Below are 24650 nucleotides of genomic sequence, written 5' to 3' on the forward strand. Positions count from 1 at the left end.
TTACAGGACTTTGAAGTAGTCGAACGGTTCCTTGCAGTCCTGGCAGACGAACAATGCCTTGCAGGAGGTGGAACCGAAACGGGTAAGTTCCTTGGTGTTGAGCGAGGAACACTGGGGGCATTTCACGGCGAGGCTCAACCGGACCGGCCCCGAGTGACCACCGGCAGCAGCCCGGCCGGTGGGCGGTGCGATGCCGTACTCCTGCAGCTTCGCCTTCCCGGACTCGGTCATCCAGTCCGTGGTCCAAGCAGGAGACAACACCAGGTTCACATCAACCGCCGCGTACCCGGCATTGCGGAAAGCAGCCCGCAGGTCATCGCCTATGGCGTCCATCGCGGGGCATCCCGAGTAGGTAGGCGTGATGGTGACCTCGACGGCGGTACTCGCCGGACCGCCGTCGTTCTTTCCTTCTGCGGCGGCTGCTTCGGGCGACTCGACAACCCGCACGTCGCGCAGGATCCCCAGGTCCTCGATGGTGAGGACCGGGATCTCCGGATCGCAGACCGTGGACGCGATATCCCATGCCTGCTGCTGGGCGGTTGTCAGCGTTTGCGTGGACACGCTGATCACCAGCTCGCGCCGGGGTGTTCGCGGGCCAGGACCTGCATCTCGGCAAGAACATAGCCCAAGTGCTCGGAGTGCTTGCCACGCCGTCCGCCGCCCAAGGACTGCGGAACGGCCGGGGCTTCCAGGTCGGCCTCCGCGAAGATCTCGCCGGTGAGCCGATCGAAGGCCTCGCGGAGGCTCGAGGGCTGAACCGTGACGCCGGCCTCGGCCAGGCGTGTGGTGAGCTCGTCATCCTCGAAGAGTTCGTCAACGTACGGCCACACGAGCTTGAAGGCTTGGATCATACGGGCGCGGGATTCGTCCGTGCCACCCGCGAGGCGCAGCACCCACTGGGCGCTGTGGTCGCGGTGGTAATCCACTTCCTTGACGGCCTTGGCGGAGATGGCCGCGATGGTGGGATCCGAGGAAGCGGTGAGCGCGGTGTAGAGCTCGAACTGGTAGAAGCTCACGATGAACTGCCGCGCGATGGTCACTGCGAAGTCCCCGTTGGGCTGTTCGAAGAGGTGTGCCGAGCGGAACTCGTGCTCCCGGCGGAAGTAGGCGAGGTCGTCCTCGGACTTGTCCCACGCCGCCCCCGCGTACGTGAGGAACGAGCGGGCATGGCCCAACTGATCAAGGGCAATGTTGCCCAGGGCGATGTCTTCCTCAAGCTCGGGGGCCCGGGAAATCCAGTGGCCCAGGCGTTGGGCGAGGATCAGTCCGTCGTCGCCAAGGCGGAGCGCGAACTCGGCCACGTCCTCGCTCGGCTTGACCTGCCCGCGGCGGACCTCAAGGGCGATATCTTCCGGACGGAGTGCGTTGCCGGGCGTGATGCGGGTGGCGCTGGCCGAACCGTCGCCGGAAGCACCGGCGCCGTGAACGCCCACGGAAATATCGCCGTGGCCTTCGATGACGAAGTCAGTCTGGTTCTCAGTCACAGGTGCTTCACGCCTTCGCTCTTGGTGTAGTACGTGGCATGGCGGTAATCCTTGCCTTGCGGCGACTCAAAGAACGCGCCCTTGGAGTCGGGATCGCTGGAGGCAATGGCTTCGGCGGGCACAACCCAGATGGACACGCCTTCGTTGCGGCGGGTGTACAGATCGCGGGCGTTCCTCAGTGCCATGGCGGCATCCGGCGCATGCAGGGAACCGGCGTGCACGTGGGACAGTCCGCGGCTGGACCGGACGAAGACCTCCCAAAGGGACCAGGGCGATTCTTCGTGGCCGCCGGCCGGGGCGACCGGGCGCTCGGAGGCGGGTGCCGCCGTCGTGCTTGCTGCATCAGTAGCCGCAACCTTGGGTGCCTCGCTATAGACCTCGCTGGCGGCGCTGGCCGGTACTTCCGGGTTTCCGTGAGGAGCCATCATGCTGCGTTCGCTTTCTGTGCTTGCTTGCGGGCATAGGCCACGGCGGCTTCCCGAACCCAGGCACCGTTTTCGTGTGCCTCGCGGCGGCGCTCGATGCGCTGCGAGTTGCAGGGACCGCGGCCGGCCAGGACTTCCTTGAACTCATTCCAGTCCAGGGGCCCGTGCTCCCACTTCTTGGTTTCTTCGTTGAAACGGATGTCCTCATCGGGCAGGGTCAGGCCGAGGACCTTGACCTGCTCCACCATCATTCCGACGAACCGGCTGCGAAGCTCGTCGTTGCTGAACCGCTTGATGTTCCACGCCATGGACTGCTTGGAGTTGGGGGAATCGTCATCCGGCGGGCCGAACATCATCAGGGACGGCGCGTACCAGCGGTTCACCGCGTCCTGGGCCATCTGCTTCTGCGCAGGCGTGCCGTTGGAGAGCTCGAGCAGGATCTCGAAACCCTGGCGCTGGTGGAACGACTCTTCCTTGCAGATGCGCACCATTGCGCGGCCGTAAGGACCGTACGAGGCACGGCACAGGGGCACTTGGTTGCAGATGGCGGCGCCATCAACAAGCCAACCGATGGCTCCCATGTCTGCCCAGGAAATCGTGGGGTAGTTGAAGATTGACGAGTACCGGGCCTTGCCGGCGATCAGGTCTTCCATCATCTGGTCCCGGGACTGGCCCAGCGTTTCGGCGGCCGAGTAGAGGTAGAGGCCGTGGCCTGCCTCGTCCTGGACCTTGGCCATGAGGATGGACTTGCGCTTGAGGCTCGGCGCCCTGGTGATCCAGTTGGCTTCCGGCTGCATGCCGATGATTTCCGAGTGTGCGTGCTGCGAGATCTGGCGCAGCAAAGTCTTGCGGTAAGCCGCAGGCATCCAGTCGCGGGGTTCGATGCGCGAGTCTTCCGAAATGATGCGCTCAAAATACGCCTGTCCGGCTGCCTCCCGCTCCTGCTCTTCCGGGGACAGCTCAGCGGGCACTGATTGCAGATTCTGCGATGCCATGGTTGCTCCTAATAAATTACCGACCGTTCGTTCAGAATATGCTGAGCGGGTGTTTTCAGTCAAGCTTTTGGGCTTCACCTGGGCCTTACTCGCTGTTCACGGAGGCTCACCAGAGTGGAGCCATGACTGACCTCTCACGCCGCACCCTCGTCAAGACGTCCCTCGCCTCCATTGCCCTCGCCGGCGCCGCAACCGCATCCGCCGCCCCCGCCTCCGCCGCCCCCGCCGCCATCCCGCTGGTCCGCAAACGCCTCACGCTCCCGACGGGCATAGCCACCGGCGACGTCACCACCGACTCGGCCGTCCTCTGGTCCCGTGCTTCAGGCCCGGGACGGATCACGGCGACCCTCCGCGCCATCGACAACGCAGGGGAACTTCTCCGTGGCCGCTACGGTTTCAGCCGCGTCATCCAAGGACCGCTGGCCACCGAGGACAGCGACTTCACTGCCAAGATCCACGCCAGGGGCCTCCCCGCCGGCACGCGTTTCGCGCTGGAACTGAACTTCGAGGACGAGAACGGACCCGGCGAAGCCGTGCGCGGAACGTTCCGGACAGCGCCCGGTTCGCTTAACGGAGCCAACGACGGCGGCGCTCAACACGCGCGCGAAGGCGGCAGGCCGTCGTCGTCCTCCCAAAGCTTCGTGTGGACCGGCGATACCGCCGGCCAAGGCTGGGGCATCAACGAGGACATCGGCGGCATGCGCGGCTACAAGGCCATGCATGACACGAACCCTGACTTCTTCATCCACTCCGGTGACACCGTCTACGCCGACGGACCCATCGCCGCCACGGTCGCAGAAAAGGACGGCCAAGTGTGGCGGAACATCGTCACCGAGGAAGTCGCCAAGGTTGCCGAAACCCTCAAGGAATACCGTGGACGGCACCGCTACAACTCCCTTGACGCCAACATGCGCGCCATGTTTGCGGACGTCCCCGTGATTGCACAGTGGGACGACCACGAGACCACCAACAACTGGTACCCCGGCGAAATCCTGGACGACCCCCGTTACACCGAGCGCAACGTCAACGTCCTCGCTGCGCGCGGCCGCCAGGCGTGGCAGGAAAACATGCCAATCGCGGACTCGGCTGCGCTGTGGCGCCCCGGAACGTTCGACGGCGGCCAGTACCAACCGGCGCGCATCTTCCGGAAGATTTCGCGCGGCCCGCAGTTGGACATCTTCTGCCTGGACATGCGGACCTTCAAGTCCACCAACACCGACGGCAAGGAACCCTACGCCACCAACATCCTGGGACAGGAACAGGTGGACTGGCTGATCAAGGAAGTGCGCAAATCCAAGGCGATGTGGAAGGTCATCGCGGCCGACCTGCCGTTGGGGATCATCGTGCCGGACGGTGCCGTGAACCAGGAGAGCCTGGCCAACCGTGATCCGGGAGCGCCACTGGGCCGCGAATTGGAGATCGCCGGCGTGCTGTCGGCCTTCAAGCGGGACGGCGTGAAGAACATCGTGTGGCTGACCGCCGACGTGCACTACTGCGCGGCGCACCACTACTCCCCCGAGCGGGCGTCGTTCACGGACTTCGATCCGTTCTGGGAATTCGTAGCAGGTCCGATCAACGCCGGCTCGTTCGGGCCGAACGACATGGACGGGACGTTCGGGCCGGAAGTCGTGTTCTCCAAGGCGGGCCGGTTCCCGGGCGAGTCCCCGCGCGACGGCGAGAACCAGTACTTCGGGCACGTGGACCTTGGTTCCGACGGCATGTTCAACGTGAGCCTGCGGAACGCGAACGGCGGGGTGGTCTTCTCGAAGTCCCTCACCCCCGCCTAACCCAAGTAGGTCGCAGTTAAGCACGTTTTGAGCCGTCAAAACGCGCTTAACTGCGACCCAGTTGGGTTCCGGCGCCATCTCGGGCAAGTGACACCGTGGCGTAAGTGCCTCAGAAAAAAATGAAGCTAAAAGTGGCGTCACGTTTCTGCAGTCCAGGTCACTTAAGCGCGCTTTCGGCGTATGCTCTCCTCAGCGCAAGGGCAAGACGCGTTGTTCGCTTTTGGTGGGGCCACATTTGAAGGCAGGGGTTCAGTGGCAGGAGTGAAGCACGGGGGTCTTCCGGTGCGCTCGTGGCGGCAGCCGGGCATGCCGCTTTTCTTAACTGGTGTCGGTCTGTGCGCGGTCCTTCTGGCCATCGCCCTCGGCAGCGAATTTGGCTCATCCACCGCGCAGTTTGCCGGCGACATGGCACTCCTGGTAGCTGTCCTGACGGCACTGGTGACACATACCCGGGCCGCAATCCGGCGTGAGGACAACTCCGCCGGGCGGTGGTTTGTGGTGGCCGGCCTGGCGTTGTGGGCAGCAGGGATGAGCGTCTGGACGTTCTACGGGATCACGCTCAACCACGCCTACCCTTTTCCGTCTTTCGCGGACGTCGGGTTTGTTTGGTATGCCCTCCCGGTCTCGATCGGCCTCATCCTGCTGTTGAGGGAACAGGGCCTGCGCTTCTCGATTCGCCGCACGGTCCTGGATGCCGGTGTTGTGGCCAGCGCAATGTTCTTCATGGTCTGGGGCTCCTTGCTGGGTCCCTTGGCCGGTGCATCCAATGCAGATCCGTTGGCCCTCGCGACGCAGATGGCCTACCCCATCGCGGACGTCTTCATGGTCTCGGTGGTGATCGTCCTGACCATGCGGGCGGCCCGTGGCCGGCGACTTCCTTGGCTCTGCCTGGGCGTCGGCTTCTGGATACTTGCCATCACGGACATGATCTATGTCCGGCTGACGATTGAAGGCATCGCCGGCGTCACCGGTTCCCCTTTGGCGCTGGGTTGGGTGCTGGCCTTCCTGCTGGTCGGATTCAGCCCGTTGGTTCCGGCATCGGAGAGCGAGCGCAAAGACGGCCGCGCCTACGCAGCAATGCTTGAACTGCTCCCCTACCTGCCGGTCTTCAGCGCTGTGTTCTTTAGCCGCAGCCGTCCGATCGCCACCGACCCGGTTCTCTTGGTGAGCGGCTTGGTGGTGGTCGGCTTCGTCATCGTGCGGCAGGTTCTGATCGTCGTCGAAAATGTGACGCTGACCAGCGAGCTCGAGTCCAAAGTGGCCGAACGCACCGCCGAGCTTGAAGGCTTGGGCGCGATCGTCAATTCCTCCGGCGATGCCATTGTTGGCGAATCCACGGACGGTGTCATCACCAGTTGGAACCCGGGCGCCGAGCGCATCTACGGCTACCCGGCGGCTGAAGTAATAGGAAGGAAAGGTGACTTCTTCATTCCGCCGCACTTGGTGGACAAGGAACGTGCCAACCTGGAAGCCACCGCAAAGACGGCAATAGTCCAGAATTACGAAACGGAGCGGCTCCGCGCGGACGGTGCCATCATCCCGGTCTCGCTGACCTTGTCCCCTGTGCGGGGCCAGTCGGGCATCCGCGGCGTCGCCACCATTTCGCGTGACATCACCAGCCGGAAAGCCGCCGAGGCCGAGCTGCTCGCCGCCCGCGAGGCCGCCTTGGAAGCCAGCCGCCTCAAATCCGAGTTCCTGGCAACCATGAGCCACGAAATCCGGACGCCGCTCAACGCCGTCATCGGGCTGACCTCGCTCCTGATGGACACCAAACTCAGCGAAGCCCAACGCCAGTACGCCCAAGGGGTCAAGGGAGCCGGCGAGGTCCTCCTGACGCTTATCAACGACATCCTCGACTTCTCCAAACTGGAAGCCGGAAAGGTTGACCTGGACATCAGGGCCTTTGACCCCCGCGCTCTGGTGGATGAGGTTGCGGGGCTCGTTGCCGAAAGCGCCCAGAGCAAGGACCTGGAGCTCATCTCCTACTGCCACCCGGACGTCCCTGAACGCCTCATGGGTGACTCGGGGCGCATCAGGCAGATCCTGCTGAACCTTTCATCCAACGCGGTCAAGTTCACTCCATCGGGCGAAGTGGAAATCCAGGTCTCCGTTCTTGCTCAGGATTCGGATAAGGCTTCACTGAGGTTCGAGGTGCGGGACACCGGCATCGGCATCAACGCCGAAGACCACCACCGGCTGTTCGAGTCGTTCGCGCAGGCAGACGCTTCCACCACGCGCCGCTACGGTGGCACGGGCCTCGGCCTGGCCATTTCCCGTCGCCTCACCCAAGTGATGGGCGGGGAAATCGGGCTCGACAGCGAGGTAGGAGTGGGCAGCAAGTTCTGGTTCGTCCTTGACCTGCCTCTTGGTCCGGCCCCCTCGGACACCGCCACCATCCCTGCCTCGCTCGCGGGACGCAAAGTCCTGGTGGTGGACGACAACGCCACCAACCGGCTGGTGCTCGAAACCCAACTTGCCAGCTGGGGCATGCACCCGGTTGCCGTCGCCGATGCCCGCTCCGCGCTGGAGGAGTTCCGCACCGCCGCCTCGGCGCGCGATCCCTACGAACTCGCCGTAGTGGACATGTGCATGCCCGAAACCGACGGCCTCGAACTGGCACGCCGGATCCGCTCGGAGAGCAACGGCACCGGCGCACCGGGCATCATCCTCCTCACGTCCACCATGGGCGTGGAGCGGGCGGATCTCACCGCGGCCGGCATCCGTGAATACCTCACCAAACCGGTCCGCAGCTCCGAGTTCTACAACCGGCTTTTGCGCCTCATGTCCACCAAGACGGTGGACAAGGCAAGTGGAATCACGACGGCGGCACGTACCGGAGTCACGGACGTGCCGCTTTTCGAGCGGTCACCGCTGCGGCTCGGGAAACTCCTGGTGGCCGAGGACAACGAGGTCAACCAACTCGTGGCCCGCGGCATGGCAAATAGGCTGGGCTACGACGTGGACATCGTGGTCGATGGCGCGCAAGCCGTGGAAGCAACTCTCTCCGGAACGTACGCCGCCGTGCTCATGGACTGCCACATGCCGGTGATGGACGGCTTCGAAGCAACCCGGACCATCCGTGCCCGGGATGCGCAGCGTGCACGGATACCCATCATTGCCATGACCGCCGGCGCGCTGGACGAGGACCGCGAGCGCTGCTTCGACGCCGGCATGGACGATTACATCAGCAAGCCGGTGGATGTGGACAAGCTCGGGGAGGTCCTGGCCAGGTGGGTTCCACAGGAGCCGCCCGCCAGCGGAAGCAGCCCTGCGGCGGGGACCGTCGAGCAAGAGCCGGCGGAAGCACCGGCGTCGAACCTTGTTGACGGAGAGCCGGGCCCGGCCAGGGTGGACGGCGATGTGCTGGATCAAAACCGGCTGCAGCTCCTGCGGGACCTGGGACCGGGATTGTTGCCCGCGACGATCGAGGCTTTCCGCGAAGAATCCCGCCGGTCCCTGGAAACCCTCCGCTCCGCACTCGACAACGATGATGCCCACGCGGTGGCTGCGGCCGGCCACAAGCTGGCGGGCGCGGCGGCAAATATCGGCGCTGACCGTGCCGCCGTCCTGTGCAAGAACTTGGAACGGCTGGGGCTGGAGGCCGGTGCGGATTTCGCAGCAGGCGGGACCCGTATGTTCAACCAACTTCAAACAGAGCTCGCGCGAGTGGATGGGGCACTCGAGCGCACACTATCGGGAGCACAATGAAAGTCCTCATCGCCGACGACGACCAGATCTCCAGGATGATCACCAAGGCGGCCGTCGAGCAGTCAGGCCATGAGTGCATCGTGGCAGTGGACGGCGACTCGGCCTGGCAGCTCTATCAAGAGCACGCCCCGGAGGCCGTAGTGACGGACCTGATGATGCCCGGGCTCAACGGCCTTGCCCTCTGCCGGGCGATCAGGGCCTCGGAGGAAGACAGCTACACGTACGTCATTCTGGTGACCTCCCACGGCTCGCGGGATGACGTCCTGGCCGGCATGGAAGCAGGCGCGGACGATTACGTCACCAAACCCCTCGACCCGTTCAACCTTCACATCCGGCTCCTCGCTGCGCAGCGCATCACGTCACTGCACGCTGACCTTGCCCGATACCGCTCTGCCTTGACCAAGCAAGCCCGCACTGACCCCCTGACCAAGCTTCACAACAGGCTCAAGCTCACCGAAGACCTCGGTGACTTGCACGGCATCAGCCAGCGGTACTCACAGGATTACTGCCTGGCCATGGTGGATGTGGACAACTTCAAGAGCTACAACGACATCTACGGCCATCAGGCGGGGGATGCAGCGTTGGTGGCCATTGCGTCCACGTTGGCAGGCCAGGTCCGGCAATCCGATGGCGTCTACAGGTTCGGTGGCGAGGAGTTCCTGTTGGTTCTCCGGGAGCAGACGGCGGCCGGCGCCGAGGTTGTCCTGGAGCGCATCCGCTCGGCTGTTCATGCCCTGCAGATCGAGCACTCCGGCGACCCCGACGGGGTGCTCACCATCAGCGCGGGCGTCTCTGCGTTCACGGACGGACATCGGGCAGGGGCAGAGCAGCTCCTTCGCGAGGCCGACCTGGCGCTCTATGCAGCCAAGGCGTCCGGCAGGAACAGGGTGACACTGGCAAGTTCGCTGGGGCGGGCGGCGGATTAGGCGGCTGGCGCGGGGCCGCGTGGGGCCGGGCGTCATCGGCGCTCTGAGCGAAATTGCTGGTTCAGTGTCAGAGGGCCTCTATAGAGTTTCCGTATGAGCCACACGTCCTCTGCGCCCGCAGCTGCCATGGAATCGTCTATTCAGCCTCCCGTTGCCAAACGCGTCCCGAGCCGGCGCGAGCACCACGGCGACGTCTTCGTGGACAACTACGAATGGCTCAGGGACAAGGAATCCGATGAGGTCGTGGAGCACCTGAAGGCGGAAAACGCTTATCAGGAAGCCGTGACCGCCCATCAGGAACCGCTGCGCGAGGCCATGTTCCAGGAGATCAAGGGACGCACCCAGGAAACTGACCTTTCTGTGCCCAGCCGCAAGGACGGTTGGTGGTATTACAGCCGGTCCGTGGAGGGCAAGGAATACAGCATCCAGTGCCGGGTTCCGGCACAGGACACAGGTGATCGCGTGGCGGACTGGACACCCCCGCGGGTTGAACCGGGCGTGGCCATTGCCGGGGAGCAGGTCCTCCTGGACGGAAATCTGGAGGCCGAGGGCCAGCCCTTCTTCAGTGTCGGCGGCGCTGCAGTGACCATCGACGGCAACCTATATGCGTATGCCGTGGACAACTCAGGGGACGAACGCTTCACCCTGCGCATCAAGGACCTCCGCACGGGTGAACTCCTGCCGGACGTCATCGAGAACATCTTCTACGGCGTGGCCTTCTCCCCCGACGGCACCCGCCTCTTCTACACCGTGGTGGACGATTCCTGGCGCCCATACCAGGTCAAGGTTCATGTCCTGGGCACACCGGTCACCGAGGATGAGGTGCTTTACCAGGAGGACGACGTCGCCATGTGGCTGGGCTTCGACCTCGCCTCCGACCGCCGTCACCTCGTGCTCAGCATCGGCTGCTCGGAGTTCAGCGAAACGCGCCTGCTGCGCTTCGACGATTCCGACGCCGGACTGACCACTGTTATTTCCCGCGACGAACACATCCTGTACGAGGCCGAGCCCTTCCTCCTGGACGGTCGCGAAACCCTCCTGCTGACCCACAACAAGGACGCCATCAACTCCATGGTGAGCCTGGTTGATCCGGAAGAACTGACCAAGCCGCTGTCCGGGCAGCACTGGCGTACCGTCGTCGAGCATTCCAGTGAGGTGCGCGTCAACGGAGCCGGCGTGACGTCCACGCATCTGGTCTTGTCGGTCCGCAAGGACACCATTGAACGCGTCCAGGTACTGCCGCTTGCCGGTCTTGGAACCCCGGACCAGGCCGCTCCTGTGGAGCCTGCCTTTGACGAGGAGCTTTACACGGCCGGTGTATCCGGTTCGGACTACGAGGCTCCCGTGATCCGCATAGGCTACACGTCCTATTTCACTCCGTCGCGGGTATACGACTTCGTCCTGCCTACCGCTTCAGTGCCCGGCGGCGAGCTGCTCCTCCGCAAGGAAAGTCCGGTGCTGGGCGGTTACACCGCCTCGGACTATGTAGCCACGCGTGAGTGGGCGACCGCCGACGACGGCACCCGGGTCCCGCTGTCTGTGCTGCGTCACGCCTCGCTACAGCAGGACGGCACGGCCGCAGGTTTGGTGTACGGCTATGGCTCCTATGAGTTGAGCATGGATCCGGGGTTCGGCGTGGCGCGGTTGTCGCTGCTGGACCGTGGGATCGTGATGGTCATCGCCCATATCCGCGGCGGCGGGGAGCTGGGACGCCAGTGGTACGAGGACGGCAAGAAACTCACCAAGAAGAACACGTTTACCGACTTCATCGCGGCAACGGACTGGCTGGCTGGCTCCGGCTGGGTTGACCCGTCCCGGATCGCGGCGATGGGCGGATCAGCGGGTGGCTTGCTGATGGGTGCCGTGGCCAACATGGCCCCCGAAAAGTACGCAGCCGTGGTTGCCCAGGTGCCGTTCGTGGATGCACTCACCACCATCCTGGACCCCGAACTGCCGTTGTCTGCGTTGGAGTGGGAGGAGTGGGGCAACCCGATCACGGATCCCGACGCCTACGCGTACATGAAGTCCTACTCTCCGTATGAGAATGTGCGTTCAGTTGCGTACCCGAAGATCGCGGCAGTGACGTCTTTCAACGACACACGGGTCCTGTATGTGGAGCCGGCCAAGTGGGTACAGGCGCTGCGGTCGTCGTCCACGGGTTCGGAGCCGATTGTCATGAAGATCGAGATGGACGGCGGGCACGGGGGCGCGTCCGGACGATACGTTCAGTGGCGCGAGCGGGCATGGGACTACGCATTTGTGGCCGACTCCCTCGGTGCCACGGAGTTGCTGCCGGGCGCCGGGCTGAAGTAGCTGGTTCGATTCGGCTGAACCCGGGTTCAGCCTTGGCCGTCCTCGTCCGTGAGCTCAGCCAGCACCTCAGCAGCTGTGGTGCTCCCCGCATCGGCCAACCGCTTCAACTCCTCAAGGTCCTCGCGTTCCGTGGCTGACTCGATGAGCAAGTCGACGGCATCGGTGCTGCCTTGTGCGGCGAAGCGGCGTAGTTCCTCGAGGTCACCTTGCTCGGCGGCCATTTCGACAAGCTGATCAATGGCATCCTGGTTGCCCTGCGCTGCCTGGGACCGAAGATCATCCATTTCGGGATCTTTCATAGACCGTAATGTCTCACATCCGGTGGCCGCCCAACACCCCTCCTGGTCAGGAACGGGCGGACCGGAGGACTGCGTAGTAACCGGGAATGACGTCCGGGGACGAGGGGTTGCTCAGGGGACGGGTTTCGATGCTGGCTGAGCCTTCGTCCAGCAGGTTCCAATCCGTCGTCGGGAAGGCCTTGGCGCGCTGCGCGGGACCGAAGCGCCCCGGCATGGGCAGGCCCCGGATGGCCCACTCGAGAGGCGCCGGAATGTAGTGCCGCGTCGCGCCGAGGTGGCTGACGTAATCCACGGGCGTACCGCGGAAGTTGGTCTCGGCCAGGAAGACGCCCCCGCGTTTGCCCACAACCGGCAGCAGGTTGGCAGCCAGCGCGGAGCGGCCTTTGCGGTCGAGGACGTGGAGAACCCCGCGGATGAACACGTTGGCGTCCCCTGCCATGCCTACCGCTTCAAGGGCCGTCTCTACGGTTTGCGCGGCGTCAGGTGCCGTCATGTCGCAGACGGCGAACGACGTCGTCGGGATTTCACATGACTCTTGCCGGGCGCGTTCCACCGCGTTCTCTGAATAGTCCAAACCCAACGCATGCGGGAACCTCTGGGCCAACTGCCGCGTGAAGCTGCCATTGCCGCATCCGACATCCACCACGGGAAGTGAGGGGTCCAAGTGCGCCAACTTGGGCAGGTAACCCTCCAGTTCATGGGCGCTCCCGGAATCCCACAACACATCGCCCGTAGCGCCGGTTGACCGTACGTTGCCCCAGTACTGGTCCCACGCCGTCTGCGGGTCCTTTGGCGCACCGGAAGAAAGCCTGATGAGGCGGGGAATCAGCAGGTACTTCCTGAACGCGGAGAGCATGCTCCAAATATAGGTGGCCCTAAACCGTTTTCAGCCACTCCAAGGCTTCTGTTTCGTCCGTGAAGAACCTCGTGGGACACGGCGGCTTCATGATGCCGATGAAAAAGTTGGCTATGACCCGGTCCACCGGCGATGAGCCCCACAAGGCGATCCGGGAGGCCTGGCATGGTTTGGCGAAGACGGAACGGGCGCCGCGTGTCACGTCATCGGTGGTTGCCATGTCCACGATCATCGGATGCCGGTCGTCGCCGCAGAGCTCATTAACACGGTCCATGGCCCGCTGGGCGTCAGCCTCGGTGATCCTCGCGCCCCGCGGCCACGTCAACCGCAGTATGCCCGAATCTTCGAGTTCAAGATCGAACATCACTTCGTGATGACCGTGTGGTGATGCAGGCTGGTTCACAATGCTCCTCGTGGGATCTCACAGAGGGCGGTTGGCGGCCTCCCCCTGACTGGCACTCTCAAGGCTGGCTAATCCTCGGGCCAATGTAAAGGCCAGCCCACGTCCCGTGACCACCCGCGCGACACATCCGCCCGACGCAACCGCGCCCGCGACGCAACAAAGAGCCTTTTCGCGTGACGTGACCGCATGCTGCAATTGCGCTGATAGGGTGTTGCCAAATCTGGAAATACCGTGGGACGAACGTTGTAGCGGAAGGGGCTCAGTAGTATGAACGGAGCCGATGGGCAGCACGTTTCCCGCGCCGCAGTGGTGGCGGATACCGACGCGGAACGAATGGCTTTGATTACGGCCGCCCTCAGCACCGTAGGTTTCGATGTCTTCCCCGCCTCGAACGCCTCGTCCCTGGCTGTCCAGTTGGAGCATCATGCCCCAGAGGTGATTGTCCTGGAAAACTCGTTGGCCCATGGCCTCCGCAGTCCAGGGGTGCCGGTGTTGCTGTTGCTCGACGCCGGCGAAGCCGTGGACCTTGAAGAAGTGGAAGCCTGGCGCGTCGTCGACTACGTGATCAACCCCGTGCGCGCTGACGAACTGGTGCATCGCGTGGAAACGTTGATCGGCCGCTCAAGGGAGCGTTCGCGGTCGCGGGGCGAGATCGAAGCCCTCCGCGAAAGCCTGCGCAACGTTTCTTCGGCAATCCGGGAAACCAACGATCCGCAACTCATTGCAGACCATGTGGTCCGCGGCTTCGGCGAAGCCCTGGGCATGGACCACGTATGGTTCGCGACGTTCCGTGACGAAAGGGTCCCCTCTATCAGGGCCCAGTGGAACCGGCCGGGTGCAGCCCACCTTCCCGCCAAGCTCGGCGACAGCGAGGCGACGATCGTTGAAGTGGCCAACAGGTTGTGGACCGAGGCCGACGTCCTGGCCGTGGCGGACCACGGGGCTGAACCTGACTCCAAAATCACCAAAGCCCTGCACGAATGGTCGGACGAGCTCAGTCCTGTATCATCCGTTCTCCTGCCGGTGGGCGAAGGAGCCTCCGCGCTGGGCATCATCCTCCTGTCCACCGTCGAAAACCGGCACGACTGGACCCGGCCTGAGATCGCCTTGATGCAGCACGTGGCCGGCAACGTGGCTCACGGCCTTATCCAAGGTCACCTCATCAGTGCCCAGCAACGGGTCCTGCACCAGCTGCGCCAACTGGACAAGGCCAAGACCGACTTCCTGGCAACGGTCAACCATGAGCTTCGGACACCCCTTACCTCGATCACCGCCTATCTGGACATGATCCGCGACGGTTCAGGTGGTCCGGTACCCGAGGGCATCGACAAAATGCTGGATGTCATCGCGAGGAACTCTGATCGGTTGCGCCGGCTCATCGAAGACATGCTGACGGTCTCCATGCAGGACGGAAGCAACCTGGACCTCAAGCCTGTGGACCTCGACAAGCTGCTCCAGGTGGTGGTCGCTACACTGCGCCCCCTGGCGGAGTCCCGGCACATCTCCGTGTACTTCACCGAAGCGTCGGAAGACATTGAAGTCACTGCCGATGAGGCCAAGCTTGAGCAGGTCTTCACGAACATCGTGGCAAACGCCATCAAGTTCACTCCCGAAGGTGGCAGGGTTGGTATCACCAGCGCCCTGTCCGCCGGGGAGGACGGCGGCCGTGCGGCCCTTGTTCGCGTAGCTGATACGGGACTCGGCATTCCGGAGCACGATTTGCCGCACATCTTCACCCGCTTTTACCGCGCCTCCAATGCGACCTCGGCGGCAGTCCCGGGGAGCGGGTTGGGTCTTGCTATCGCGCACGATATCGTCAGCCGCCATATGGGTCGGCTGAACCTGGACTCGACGCTGGGTTCCGGAACTACTGTGTCCGTTGAACTCCCCGTTGGCGGGCCCTAAGCCTTGTGACAAGACTGTCAATGCGTATCCTCGCACTGACCGGTCCGGTCACTAATGCGCGACACACAACGAAATAAACGGTGCCCCGGGCTGTTGCCCGGGGCACCGTTTTTGCGTCATGTGGCCTAAAGAGGCGCTCCCCCAATTTAGTTCGGCCACCAACCAATGCTGGTGGTGTTCGTCTTGGTGGTAGTGCTGTTCGGCCACCAGCCGATTGCCGTGCTGTCCTGCGAAGGCTCGGCATTAGCCGGAGCAGCGAATCCTGTTACTGCCAGGACTGCTGCCATGAGCAGGGTTGCCGCAAATTTTTTCATCCGCTGTGCCCTTTCGTTGATGCGAATTTGTTGCGTGTGACTTGAATAAAGCCACGGGGCAAACTATACGAGCTTTTCTTCACTAAAGACATGGATAATGGGCACATGCAGAGTCCCCAACTAGCGTCCCATCTTGTAGCAGGGCTCAATGCACGCGCCAAATGGAAAGAGCGGGACTTTGATGAGTCCTTCCGTTTGGCAGGCGAGGCGGCAGAACTCGCAACCGCCGCGGGTGACGACGCGGCTTGGTGGGACATGCGTTATCTGCAGGCAGAGTGCCGTCGCGACCAAGGCCGGATCGAGGAATACCTCACGCTCGCCACCGAACTCAACGACCATCCACTCACTGCAGACTCGCCCGAGCGTGGAGCGAAAGCCGGAACCATGGTGGCCGTGGCCTTGCAGGGACTCGGCCGGCTTGCCGAGGCCGCAGCCATGGCATCCGACGCTGCAAAGCTCGCAGCCCGGGATGCCGACCTGCTGCACGTGCAAATCCTGGCCCAACGTTCCCTGATCGCAGCGCTGGCCGAAAGCCGCCTGCTGGACGACGCCTGGCGCGAGTGCCTTGAGTTGGAAAACCTGCTGGCTGATGTCGACGAAGATACTGCGGGCAAAGGCTACTGGGTGATCGGCAACGTAGCGTTCCTTGCAGACCGCGTCTCGGATGGCAGCCTCTACCATGACCTCGCCGCGGAAAGACTCTCTCCTTCCAAGGACGTGGATCTTTGGGCACGGTTCAACCGCGCCTCGGCCGAGATGCGGCTCCAGGCAAAACTCAGCGATGCGGCAACGCTGCGCTGCATCGAAAGGGCCGAACTCGCCACGGACATCGTGGGCGGCTCGGAGCGGGACCATATGGAGATGTCCTTGGTCCGCGCCCACTGGAACTACCTCAACGGGGATATGCGGGAAGCTCAGGCCATCCTCGAACCCCTGTGTGCACGCTCCTCCATCCTGGCAACCCAGACATCCGCTGAGGCGCACTTCCTCCTTGCCCGTACGCTCGTAGCGCTTGGCCTACGCGGAGAGGCGCAGGCGACCTTTGATGAAACAGTCAAGCTCTTTGACCAGGCAGCACTTCCGGAACGAAGCCTTGCCGTCCGCGAATACTTTCGGGATGCTATGGACGATCAGGAAGCCACGGACAACCGGGACGCCGAAGACCGGAGCGGGCCGCACGGGGGGTGAACATGTCCGAAGGAAACGCATACTCCGGCAACGATCCGCGCCTTGCGCTCCTCCTGGATGGCATCGTCAGGCTGGCAGCAGGAGACCTCAACGCCAGGATCGAAGTCTCCGACGCCCGGGATGAGATTGATGCCGTGATCATGGGCACCAACCTCCTTGCCGAGGACCTCCAGATCATCTACGCCGAGCTTGAACAAAGGGTCGAGGCGCGGACTCAGCAGCTCCACGAGGCCCACCGCGAGATGCAGCACATGGCGATGACCGATCCCCTCACGGGGCTGCACAACCGGTCGGCTTTCTCGGACGCCCTCGCCGCGGCGCAAGCAGCCGGCAAAGACGGAGGCCCGCGCCCGGCCATCCTCCTGCTGGACATGAACGGCTTCAAGGGCATCAATGACTCACAGGGCCACGCTTTCGGGGACAGGGTCCTGGAAACAGTGGCCCAACGCATCACCGGAGCGGTCCGCGAGCAGGACATGGTTGCCCGCATGGGCGGCGATGAGTTTGCCATACTGCTGCAGGAAGTGACCCCCGCGATCGCGAGTTCCATCGGCAACAGGGTCCTTGCTGCACTGGACGGGGTCATGGAGATCGACGGTCAGCACGTCAGGTGCGGGGCCAGCATGGGTTTGCGCATGGCGGAGCCGGGCCGGACCGCCCAGGACCTCATGATGGAAGCGGACATCGCGATGTACGAATCCAAGGCCGAGGGCAGGGGCAAGCTCAAGGTTTTCCAAGCGGCCATGCTTCATGCCAGGCAGCTACGGAACCAGCTTGAAGGCGAGCTCAAGGAGGCCATAGCTGGTTCCCAACTGGTGCTCTACTACCAACCCATCATCCGCTTGGACACTCGTGGCATCGAGGGCGTGGAAGCACTGGTGCGGTGGAACCACCCTACCCGGGGAATGATCATGCCGGACCAATTCATCCCCATCGCGGAGGAAACCGGGATGATTTCCGATCTGGGCGGCTGGGTGCTCCGCACCGCCGTCGAGCAGTTGCAGCGGTGGCGCAGCGACCCGCTCACGGCGAGCCACAACTTCAACATGCGCATCAATGTTTCGGCCGCCGACCTCCAGAGGCTCGAGTTCGTGGAGGACGTGCGGGACGCGCTGAAGTCGGCCGACCTCGATCCTTCGCTGTTGGTCCTGGAGCTGACCGAGAGCGCCGTCATCCAGGGCAACGACCTGGACCGCTATACGCTGCTGAGCTTGCAGCGGCTGGGCGTGGAGATGGAGATTGACGATTTCGGCACGGGCTATTCCTCCATCGACTACCTTCGGCGGCTCCCTGTCAGCGCCGTCAAAGTGGACAGGACGTTGCTCTCCGCGCTCGGCAGCGATCCCGCGCAGCCGGCACTGTTGGCTGCGGTGCTGCAGCTCATCCGGGCCTGCGGCCTGGGCGCTGTGTGGGAGGGCATCGAGACCGAAGAACAGGCCGAGTACTTGCTCAGCATCGGTTGCACCAGCGGGCAGGGGTACTACTTCAGCCGGCCGTTGCCGGAGGCGCAGCTCACGGAGCAGTTGAGGCACCACAAGGCGTGGCCGGTTACGGACTGAATGCCCGACGGCGGACGGCCTGGTCTGGTGCCGCGCCTCTAGTCGGGGCGGTGGCCCGGGGTGTTGGCTGCCCGGCGTTCCCGCCATTCGGAGTCGAGAATCGCGTAGATGTCCTCTGTTGCCCATTGCCCTTTGTAATGCCAGATGTCCACCAAGGATGCTTCAAGGCGCATGCCGATGCGACGGCAGATTCCCGCTGAGCCTGTGTTGAGGGAATCGAGCTTCGCGTCAACCCGATGGAACGCAAGGAGCCCGAAGGCCAGATCCAGGACGGCTTCCGCTGCCTCGGTCGCGATGCCTTGCCCCCGGCCATCGGGATGGAGGATCCAGCCGATTTCCGCCTGGCCCGGGCCTTCCAGCCATTTGAGCACCACTTCGCCCATGAGCCCGGGCTTGTCCTGCCGTTCGATCGCCAAGCACACCCAGTCCCCCTCCTGCTTGAACTCGAAGTTCGCATAGCGCCCCAGGACTTCCATGGACTTGGTCTTGCTGAGTTCGGGCCGCAGCAGGAAGCGGGCCGTTTCGGGAAGCGATTGGTACCCGTGGAAACGCTCCAGGTCCTCGGCTTCGAAACGCCGCAGGATGAGTCGTTCGGTGAGGATCGGGAGCACAATTTCCGGCATGCCTTTGAGGCTATCGCGTCTCCGTCAATCCGTGCCTCGATCCATGCCCGGATCCATGCCCGGATCCGTGCCCGGATGCTTGTCCGGTCTTGACAGTTGGCTCGATCTGGGATTACCTAATGAACATTCGGTAAATAAAGCTGGAGGCAATGACGCATGGTTGAAACAACCCTCTCCGGTGCAACGCACCACATCCTGACCAACGACTACGCGTCCGAATGGATGGGCATCGAGGTCCTCAAGCTCGACGACGGCCACGCCACCATCCGCATGAACCTCCGGCAAGAGATGCTCAACGGTTTCGGCATGGCCCACGGCGGAATGATCTTCGCCTTCGCAGACACAGCCTTTGCCCTGGCCTGCAACCCGGCCAACCCGACGCCCAAGCAAGCTGCCAACATCACGGTGGCGTCCGGCGTCGACATCAATTTCATCAAGCCGGCCTATCAAGGCCAGGTGATCACCGCCGTCGCGAACCGCCGCGCCAGCACTGGCCGCAGCGGCCTTTATGACATCCAGATCTACGCGGCCGACGCCTCAGCAACTCCTTCCCCGGACGCACCAGGCGAACTCATTGCAGAGTTCCGTGGCCGCAGCCGCACCATCTCCAAGAAGTAGGAAGTCACAATGACACAGAACACCGTCGCCGCGCCCGCCGCATCCGAGGCGCCCGTGCTGGACCGCGAAGAGACCATGTCCCGCGACGAGCTCGAAGCCCTGCAGCTCACCCGCCTCCAGCACACGGTGGCGTACGCCTACGACCGCGTGCCGCTTTACAAACGCAAGTTCGACGAGGCCGGCGTACACCCCACGGACCTGCGCGAACTCGCCGACCTTGGCAAGTTCCCCTTCACCACCAAGGAAGACCTGCGCCTGGAGTACCCGTTCGGCATGTTCGCCGTCCCCCAGAACGAGGTAGCCCGCATCCATGCGAGCTCCGGCACCACCGGCCGCCCGACCGTCGTCGGCTACACCAAGAACGACCTCGCCAATTGGGGCACCCTTGTTGCGCGCTCATTGCGCGCTTCCGGCATCCGCCCGGGCATGAAGGTCCACAACGCCTACGGCTATGGCCTGTTCACCGGCGGCCTGGGCGCCCATGCAGGCGCCGAGGCGCTTGGCTGCACCGTCATCCCGATGTCCGGCGGCCAAACCGAACGCCAGATCCAGCTCATCCAGGACTTCCAGCCGGACGCGATCCTCTGCACGCCCACGTACCTGCTGACCATCGCGGACGCCATGGCGCACATGGGCATCGACCCCACGTCCACCTCGCTCAAATACGCGGTACTCGGCGCCGAACCGTGGACCGAAGAGATGCGCCACGAACTCGAAACCACCATGAACATCAAGGCGTCGGACATTTACGGACTCTCCGAAGTCATGGGGCCGGGCGTCGCAGGCGAAGCCGTCGAGACGCAGGACGGCTGCCACATCTGGGAAGACCACTTCCGCCCCGAAATCATCGACCCGTTCGACCACTCAACGGTGCTCGGCGACGGCGAACCCGGCGAACTCGTCTTTACGTCCCTGACCAAGGAAGCGCTGCCGATCATCCGCTACCGCACCAAGGACCTCACGCGCCTGCTCCCCGGCACAGCGCGCCCGGCGCACCGCCGCATGGGTCGCATCACCGGCCGCAGCGATGACATGATCATCCTCCGGGGCGTAAACCTCTTCCCGTCCCAGATCGAGGAAATTGCCCTGCGCATCCCCGAACTCAGCCCGCACTTCCAGCTGGAAATCACCCGCCCCGAGGGCAAGCGCATGGATGAGTTGACCGTCCGCATCGAGCGGCGGGAAACGGTACCGGCGGAGGCAGGTACGACGGCGGCACGCACCTTGCGCGAGCAGATCAAGATTCACGTCGGGTCCTCTTGCGTGGTTGACGTCGTAGAGCCCGGTTCGCTCGAGCGTTCCAACGGTAAGCTCCGCCGCATCTACGACATGCGCCCCAAGGGCTGACATGCGGCGTCGCTGAACGGAGGCCCGCCTACAGATCGTGAGAAAATGCCACCATGCCTACTGAGACAAGCACCAAGCGCGGACGGCCCGGTTACGACCAGCAGTCGGTGCTCCGCATCGCCGTCGACGTCTTCAACCGCCACGGCTACGACGCAACGTCCATGGGCATCCTGGCCGAAAACCTCGGGATCTCGAAGTCAGCCATTTACCACCATGTGCCGTCCAAGGGCGACCTCCTGAAGCTCGCCCTGGACCACGCCTTGGGCGGACTGGAAGCCATCCTCGACCAGCCCGCTGCTTTGACCGGGCCTGCTGATGAGCGGCTTGAGTTCGTCCTGCGGCAGACGATTGCCGTGCTGGTGGACAGGCTGCCGTTCGTGACGCTGCTGCTTCGCCTGCGGGGCAATACCGAGATCGAGCGCGACGCCCTGGAACGCCGCCGCGCTTTCGACCACAAGGTGGCAGCCCTCATATCGGCCGCACGCGAGGACGGCTCCCTGCGCCAGGACATCGATCCCCGCACCGTCACGCGTTTGCTGTTCGGCACGATCAACTCGATCGTGGAGTGGTACAAGCCCGGCGGCTCGCTGTCCCCGGAAAAACTCGCGGACGACGTGATCACCATGGCCTTCGACGGCCTCCACACCGCAGCCTAACGCTCTCTCACCAAAGACCCCTCCCGGCCCAACCGTCTCTCACCAAAGACCCCCAAACCCCCAACCTTCTCTCACCAAACACCATGGCTCGACAGCTGGCCCCTAAGGCTCGAAGTGCCCGAAACCGAACCTGGGTTCTCCGCATCACGTAAGCGGTAGCCGCATCACTAAACATGTGCGCCACAATTCAGGGAAGGGGACACCAGTGAGCAGGCTGGGCAGAATTCTGGGCTTCTTCTGGCCCCTATGGGCACTGTGCGGGTCGTACATCGGACTTGCCTTATTTGGTGCGTCCATCAAAGGAGACCAGCCGATTTGGGCAAGCTTGGTTATTCTGGTCTTGCTAGCCCTCTGCCTCATGTTTGTAGTCTGGAGCATTGTTAAAGTCTTTCGAGCTTTGGGGATGGTTCGCCGACACTGTGGCTGGTTCACGAAGCCCGAAAAGCGAGCGCTGGAAACACAGCGTATCTTCAGTGAGGGATGGAATCGAGGTGCGGATCTGCTTGCCTTTATGGCGAACGGAGGGATACCAACAGCCGTCGGCACCTGGGAAATCGTCCTCAACGCAGACGAATCCCTCTACCTCGACACGCAAATGGAGTATTCCCGCTTCTACGGAACCGATGCGCAATATCGACATACTTCCGCGCTTGCCGTGGGCCGGGCCTCGTTCGTCGTTGGCAACGCTGTCGGTAATGCAGTCGGCAATGCAATGGCACGGAAAGCGGCCATTGCCGCCTCGAGGCCGATGTGGAGGGAGCACCAATTCACACGAACGCTTGTTACAAGTCAACGGATAATGTGCCGCACGACGCAAGGGTGGTTGAGCTTTTATCTCAGTGGTGTCAGCGCCTGCCATCCGGAACCGGCTGCACGGACCATTGCCCTCGAATTTTCGGACACAGAAACCCTCAGACTGCATGGACCGGATATTCCCTCGGTCTGCGTCATGGTTCTCGCCGCTATCCATGGACGATTCGCGCTGGAGGGCCACCCAGCACTGGCAGGGCTTCGTGGGAGTCCGAACTAACCGACTGGCAGCACCTGCCAAAGCCATGTAAGTCGCAGATAAGCGCGTTTTGAACGGTCAGAACGCGCTTATCTGCGACTCAGTTGGGCTTACTTTTCCACGAGGGTCAGGACATCGTACGTAGCCACGATCTCATCGTTCTGGTTGGTCAGGGCGGCATCCCAGGCAACCTCGCCGTACTCGTCCGTTTCGCGGGGTGTGATCTTCTTGGCCGTCAGCGTCACGCGGATGGAGTCGCCAGCCGCAACTGGCGTGATGAAGCGCAGGTTCTCCAGCCCGTAGTTGGCCAGGACAGGACCCGGCGCGGGTTCCACAAACAGGCCGGCAGCCCAACTCAGGAGCAGGTACCCGTGGGCCACGATACCCGGGAAGAACGGGTTGGCTTCGGCCGCTTCCTGGTTGGTGTGCGCGTAGAAGGTGTCACCCGTGGAGTTGGCGAAGGCCGTAATGTCATCCAGGGTGACCTGGCGAAGATCGGAGCGGACAGCGTCGCCGATCCGAAGCGTTCCCAGCGACTTCCGGAACGGGTGCACACCTTCAGTTTCCACCGTGAAGTTGCGGTCGGCGCCGGTGTGCCACTGCCCTGTAACGGCGGTAAGCATGTTTGGAGAACCCTGGATGGCGGTCCGCTGCATGTGGTGCAGCACAGAACGAATGCCGCCCAGTTCCTCGCCACCACCTGCACGACCCGGCCCACCATGGACCAGGTGCGGAACCGGTGAGCCGTGACCGGTAGACGAGCGTGCATCTTCGCGGTTGAGCATGTGGACGCGGCCATGGTGGGCAGCGATTCCAGTGACCAACTCGCGGGCGACGGCGGGATCGTTAGTGCATACGGAGGCAACCAAGGAGCCCGAGCCGCGGGCAGCAAGGCGAACAGCGTCTGCAAGGTCCGAGTAGCCGATCACGGAGGAGACTGGCCCGAAAGCTTCAAGGGAGTGGACCTCTTCGGCCTCGGCGTCTGCCCAGCTCAGCAGCACCGGCGACATAAACGCGCCGTCTTCCACCACGCCCACAGTGCCGCCAACGGAGGTGACCGACGGCGAATCGAGAGATCCGTACGCAAGCTCACCACCGGCGTCGAGCATTGACTGAACAGCAGCCCGGACATCGGCCAGCTGTTCCAGCGACGCCAGCGCGCCCATGGTGACGCCCTCTGCGCGCGGGTCGCCGAGGACCACGCGCTCATTGATGCGGGCTCCGACGGCGGCAGCGACCTCCGCGGTCAGCTCGCGCGGGACGATAACTCGCCGAATGGCGGTACACTTCTGGCCGGCCTTGACCGTCATCTCGGTGACTACGGCCTTGACGAAGGCGTCGAACTCCGGGGTGCCGGGCACTGCGTCCGGCCCCAGGATCGCGGCGTTCAGGGAGTCCGTTTCAGAGGTGAAGCGAACGCCGCCCTGGACGACATTCGAGTGCGACTTCAGCGAGTTGGCTGTGGACGCCGAGCCCGTGAAGGCGACGAGGTCCCGGTAGTCGAGCTCATCCAAGAGCGTCCGGGCCGAGCCGGAAATCAGCTGCAGGGAACCTGCCGGGAGGATGCCGGATTCCACAATGGCCTTCACCGCGGCGGCCGCGACATACCCTGTGGGCGTGGCCGGCTTGACGATGGTGGGAACCCCGGCGAGGAACGCGGGAGCAAACTTCTCGAGCATGCCCCACACCGGGAAGTTGAACGCGTTGATCTGCACGGCCACGCCGGGAATACGGGTGTAGATATGCTCACCGATGAACGATCCGTCCTTGGACAGGACCTCCATGGGCCCGTCCACCACCACCTGCGAATTAGGCAGTTCGCGGCGGCCCTTGGAGCCGAAAGTGAAAAGCACGCCGATGCCGCCATCGATGTCGATCATGTTGTCGATCTTGGTGGCACCCGACTGCGATGACGATGCATACAACTCTTCGCGGCGCCCGTTGAGGTACATCGCCAGCTCTTTGAGCTTGAGCGCACGCTGGTGGAAGGTCAGCTTGCCGAGTTCCGTTTGGCCTGTGGTGCGTCCGTGATTTACGACGGCGGCAAGGTCCAGGCCGTCGGTGCTGACGTTGGCCAGGACTTCTCCGGTGCTGGCATCCCTGACGGGAACGGTTTTGGCGTCGGGCGCCGGCGTCCACCAGGCGTCCTGAACGTAACTGGGCACGGTTGCGACGGCTGTGGTTTCCGGGGCGACTGCGGTTGTGGTCATCGTCGACGGGTCCTTCCAAGGCACG

General features: G+C 63.5%; 21 protein-coding genes. 11 read left to right on the forward strand and 10 right to left on the reverse strand.

Annotated features, from left to right (window positions below; genetic code table 11):
• From paaD to paaA, 4 genes are read right to left on the reverse strand one after another with little or no spacing between them, the layout of a single operon-like run.
• Positions 1 to 570, reverse strand: coding sequence for a 1,2-phenylacetyl-CoA epoxidase subunit PaaD (gene paaD, locus AB0N65_RS12635; protein WP_364161723.1), 570 nt, complete (start codon positions 568 to 570; stop codon positions 1 to 3).
• Positions 567 to 1484: a 1,2-phenylacetyl-CoA epoxidase subunit PaaC gene (gene paaC, locus AB0N65_RS12640; protein ID WP_364161726.1), complete on the reverse strand. Its 918-nt coding sequence runs from the start codon at positions 1482 to 1484 to the stop codon at positions 567 to 569. The genes paaD and paaC overlap by 4 nt, the downstream gene beginning before the upstream one ends.
• Complete coding sequence (paaB, locus tag AB0N65_RS12645) at positions 1481 to 1909, reverse strand: 1,2-phenylacetyl-CoA epoxidase subunit PaaB (RefSeq protein WP_364161906.1); 429 nt, start codon at positions 1907 to 1909, stop codon at positions 1481 to 1483. Before paaB ends, paaC begins: the two co-directional genes overlap by 4 nt.
• Entirely contained in the window at positions 1909 to 2904 is a 996-nt protein-coding gene (gene paaA / locus AB0N65_RS12650; protein ID WP_364161729.1) for a 1,2-phenylacetyl-CoA epoxidase subunit PaaA, read from the reverse strand. Before paaA ends, paaB begins: the two co-directional genes overlap by 1 nt.
• Before the next feature lie 122 nt (positions 2905 to 3026).
• Between paaA and AB0N65_RS12655 the strand changes: the two genes are divergently transcribed.
• The 4 genes from AB0N65_RS12655 to AB0N65_RS12670 all read left to right on the forward strand — a co-directional run bounded on the left by AB0N65_RS12655 (position 3027) and on the right by AB0N65_RS12670 (position 11638).
• Complete coding sequence (locus AB0N65_RS12655; RefSeq protein ID WP_364161732.1) at positions 3027 to 4691, forward strand: alkaline phosphatase D family protein; 1665 nt, start codon at positions 3027 to 3029, stop codon at positions 4689 to 4691.
• Positions 4692 to 4997: 306 nt separating this feature from the next.
• Positions 4998 to 8399, forward strand: coding sequence for a response regulator (locus tag AB0N65_RS12660; protein WP_364161735.1), 3402 nt, complete (start codon positions 4998 to 5000; stop codon positions 8397 to 8399).
• Complete coding sequence (locus AB0N65_RS12665) at positions 8396 to 9325, forward strand: diguanylate cyclase (protein WP_364161737.1); 930 nt, start codon at positions 8396 to 8398, stop codon at positions 9323 to 9325. Before AB0N65_RS12660 ends, AB0N65_RS12665 begins: the two co-directional genes overlap by 4 nt.
• Positions 9326 to 9418: 93 nt before the next feature.
• Positions 9419 to 11638 (forward strand): S9 family peptidase, encoded by a 2220-nt coding sequence (locus AB0N65_RS12670; RefSeq protein ID WP_364161740.1) that lies wholly within the window; start codon positions 9419 to 9421, stop codon positions 11636 to 11638.
• Between the two features lie 26 nt (positions 11639 to 11664).
• Here AB0N65_RS12670 and AB0N65_RS12675 read toward each other — a convergent pair whose 3' ends face one another.
• The 3 genes from AB0N65_RS12675 to AB0N65_RS12685 form a co-directional block, all read right to left on the reverse strand.
• On the reverse strand, positions 11665 to 11922 hold the full coding sequence (locus AB0N65_RS12675) for a hypothetical protein (RefSeq protein WP_364161743.1): 258 nt from the start codon (positions 11920 to 11922) through the stop codon (positions 11665 to 11667).
• Between the two features lie 61 nt (positions 11923 to 11983).
• Positions 11984 to 12793, reverse strand: a complete 810-nt coding sequence (locus tag AB0N65_RS12680; RefSeq protein ID WP_364161746.1) for a class I SAM-dependent methyltransferase — start codon at positions 12791 to 12793, stop codon at positions 11984 to 11986.
• 19 nt (positions 12794 to 12812) lie between these two features.
• Entirely contained in the window at positions 12813 to 13196 is a 384-nt protein-coding gene (locus tag AB0N65_RS12685) for an STAS/SEC14 domain-containing protein (RefSeq protein WP_364161749.1), read from the reverse strand.
• 267 nt (positions 13197 to 13463) lie between these two features.
• Here AB0N65_RS12685 and AB0N65_RS12690 point away from each other — a divergent pair, with 267 nt between their 5' ends.
• Complete coding sequence (locus AB0N65_RS12690) at positions 13464 to 15101, forward strand: ATP-binding protein (RefSeq protein WP_364161752.1); 1638 nt, start codon at positions 13464 to 13466, stop codon at positions 15099 to 15101.
• A 146-nt stretch (positions 15102 to 15247) separates the two neighbouring features.
• Here the strand turns inward: AB0N65_RS12690 and AB0N65_RS12695 are convergent, their stop codons facing one another.
• Complete coding sequence (locus AB0N65_RS12695; RefSeq protein WP_364161755.1) at positions 15248 to 15415, reverse strand: hypothetical protein; 168 nt, start codon at positions 15413 to 15415, stop codon at positions 15248 to 15250.
• A 105-nt stretch (positions 15416 to 15520) separates the two neighbouring features.
• Between AB0N65_RS12695 and AB0N65_RS12700 the strand changes: the two genes are divergently transcribed.
• Together AB0N65_RS12700 and AB0N65_RS12705 are read left to right on the forward strand one after the other, a co-directional pair.
• A complete protein-coding gene (locus tag AB0N65_RS12700) occupies positions 15521 to 16603 on the forward strand; it encodes a hypothetical protein (protein ID WP_364161757.1) in 1083 nt (360 codons plus the stop codon).
• Positions 16604 to 16605: 2 nt separating this feature from the next.
• Positions 16606 to 18162, forward strand: coding sequence for an EAL domain-containing protein (locus AB0N65_RS12705; protein ID WP_364161759.1), 1557 nt, complete (start codon positions 16606 to 16608; stop codon positions 18160 to 18162).
• 38 nt (positions 18163 to 18200) lie between these two features.
• On the opposite strand, the gene AB0N65_RS12710 is transcribed toward AB0N65_RS12705, so the two are convergent.
• Positions 18201 to 18785, reverse strand: coding sequence for a GNAT family protein (locus tag AB0N65_RS12710; RefSeq protein WP_364161762.1), 585 nt, complete (start codon positions 18783 to 18785; stop codon positions 18201 to 18203).
• 156 nt (positions 18786 to 18941) lie between these two features.
• On the opposite strand from AB0N65_RS12710, the gene AB0N65_RS12715 reads away from it, so the two are divergent.
• From AB0N65_RS12715 to AB0N65_RS12730, 4 genes are all read left to right on the forward strand, one after another.
• On the forward strand, positions 18942 to 19403 hold the full coding sequence (locus AB0N65_RS12715; protein ID WP_364161765.1) for a hotdog fold thioesterase: 462 nt from the start codon (positions 18942 to 18944) through the stop codon (positions 19401 to 19403).
• Positions 19404 to 19412: 9 nt separating this feature from the next.
• Positions 19413 to 20750: a phenylacetate--CoA ligase PaaK gene (gene paaK / locus AB0N65_RS12720; protein ID WP_364161768.1), complete on the forward strand. Its 1338-nt coding sequence runs from the start codon at positions 19413 to 19415 to the stop codon at positions 20748 to 20750.
• Positions 20751 to 20803: 53 nt separating this feature from the next.
• Positions 20804 to 21406, forward strand: coding sequence for a TetR/AcrR family transcriptional regulator (locus tag AB0N65_RS12725; RefSeq protein WP_364161771.1), 603 nt, complete (start codon positions 20804 to 20806; stop codon positions 21404 to 21406).
• A 205-nt stretch (positions 21407 to 21611) separates the two neighbouring features.
• Complete coding sequence (locus AB0N65_RS12730; RefSeq protein WP_364161774.1) at positions 21612 to 22436, forward strand: hypothetical protein; 825 nt, start codon at positions 21612 to 21614, stop codon at positions 22434 to 22436.
• A gap of 89 nt (positions 22437 to 22525) precedes the next feature.
• Here AB0N65_RS12730 and paaZ read toward each other — a convergent pair whose 3' ends face one another.
• The gene (gene paaZ / locus AB0N65_RS12735) at positions 22526 to 24625 is read right to left on the reverse strand and encodes a phenylacetic acid degradation bifunctional protein PaaZ (protein ID WP_364161776.1); all 2100 of its coding nucleotides are present in this window, start codon (positions 24623 to 24625) and stop codon (positions 22526 to 22528) included.
• Positions 24626 to 24650 lie beyond the last annotated feature (25 nt).

Source organism: Paenarthrobacter sp. NPDC089322 (assembly GCF_040684895.1).
Classification (GTDB): Bacteria; Actinomycetota; Actinomycetes; order Actinomycetales; family Micrococcaceae; genus Arthrobacter.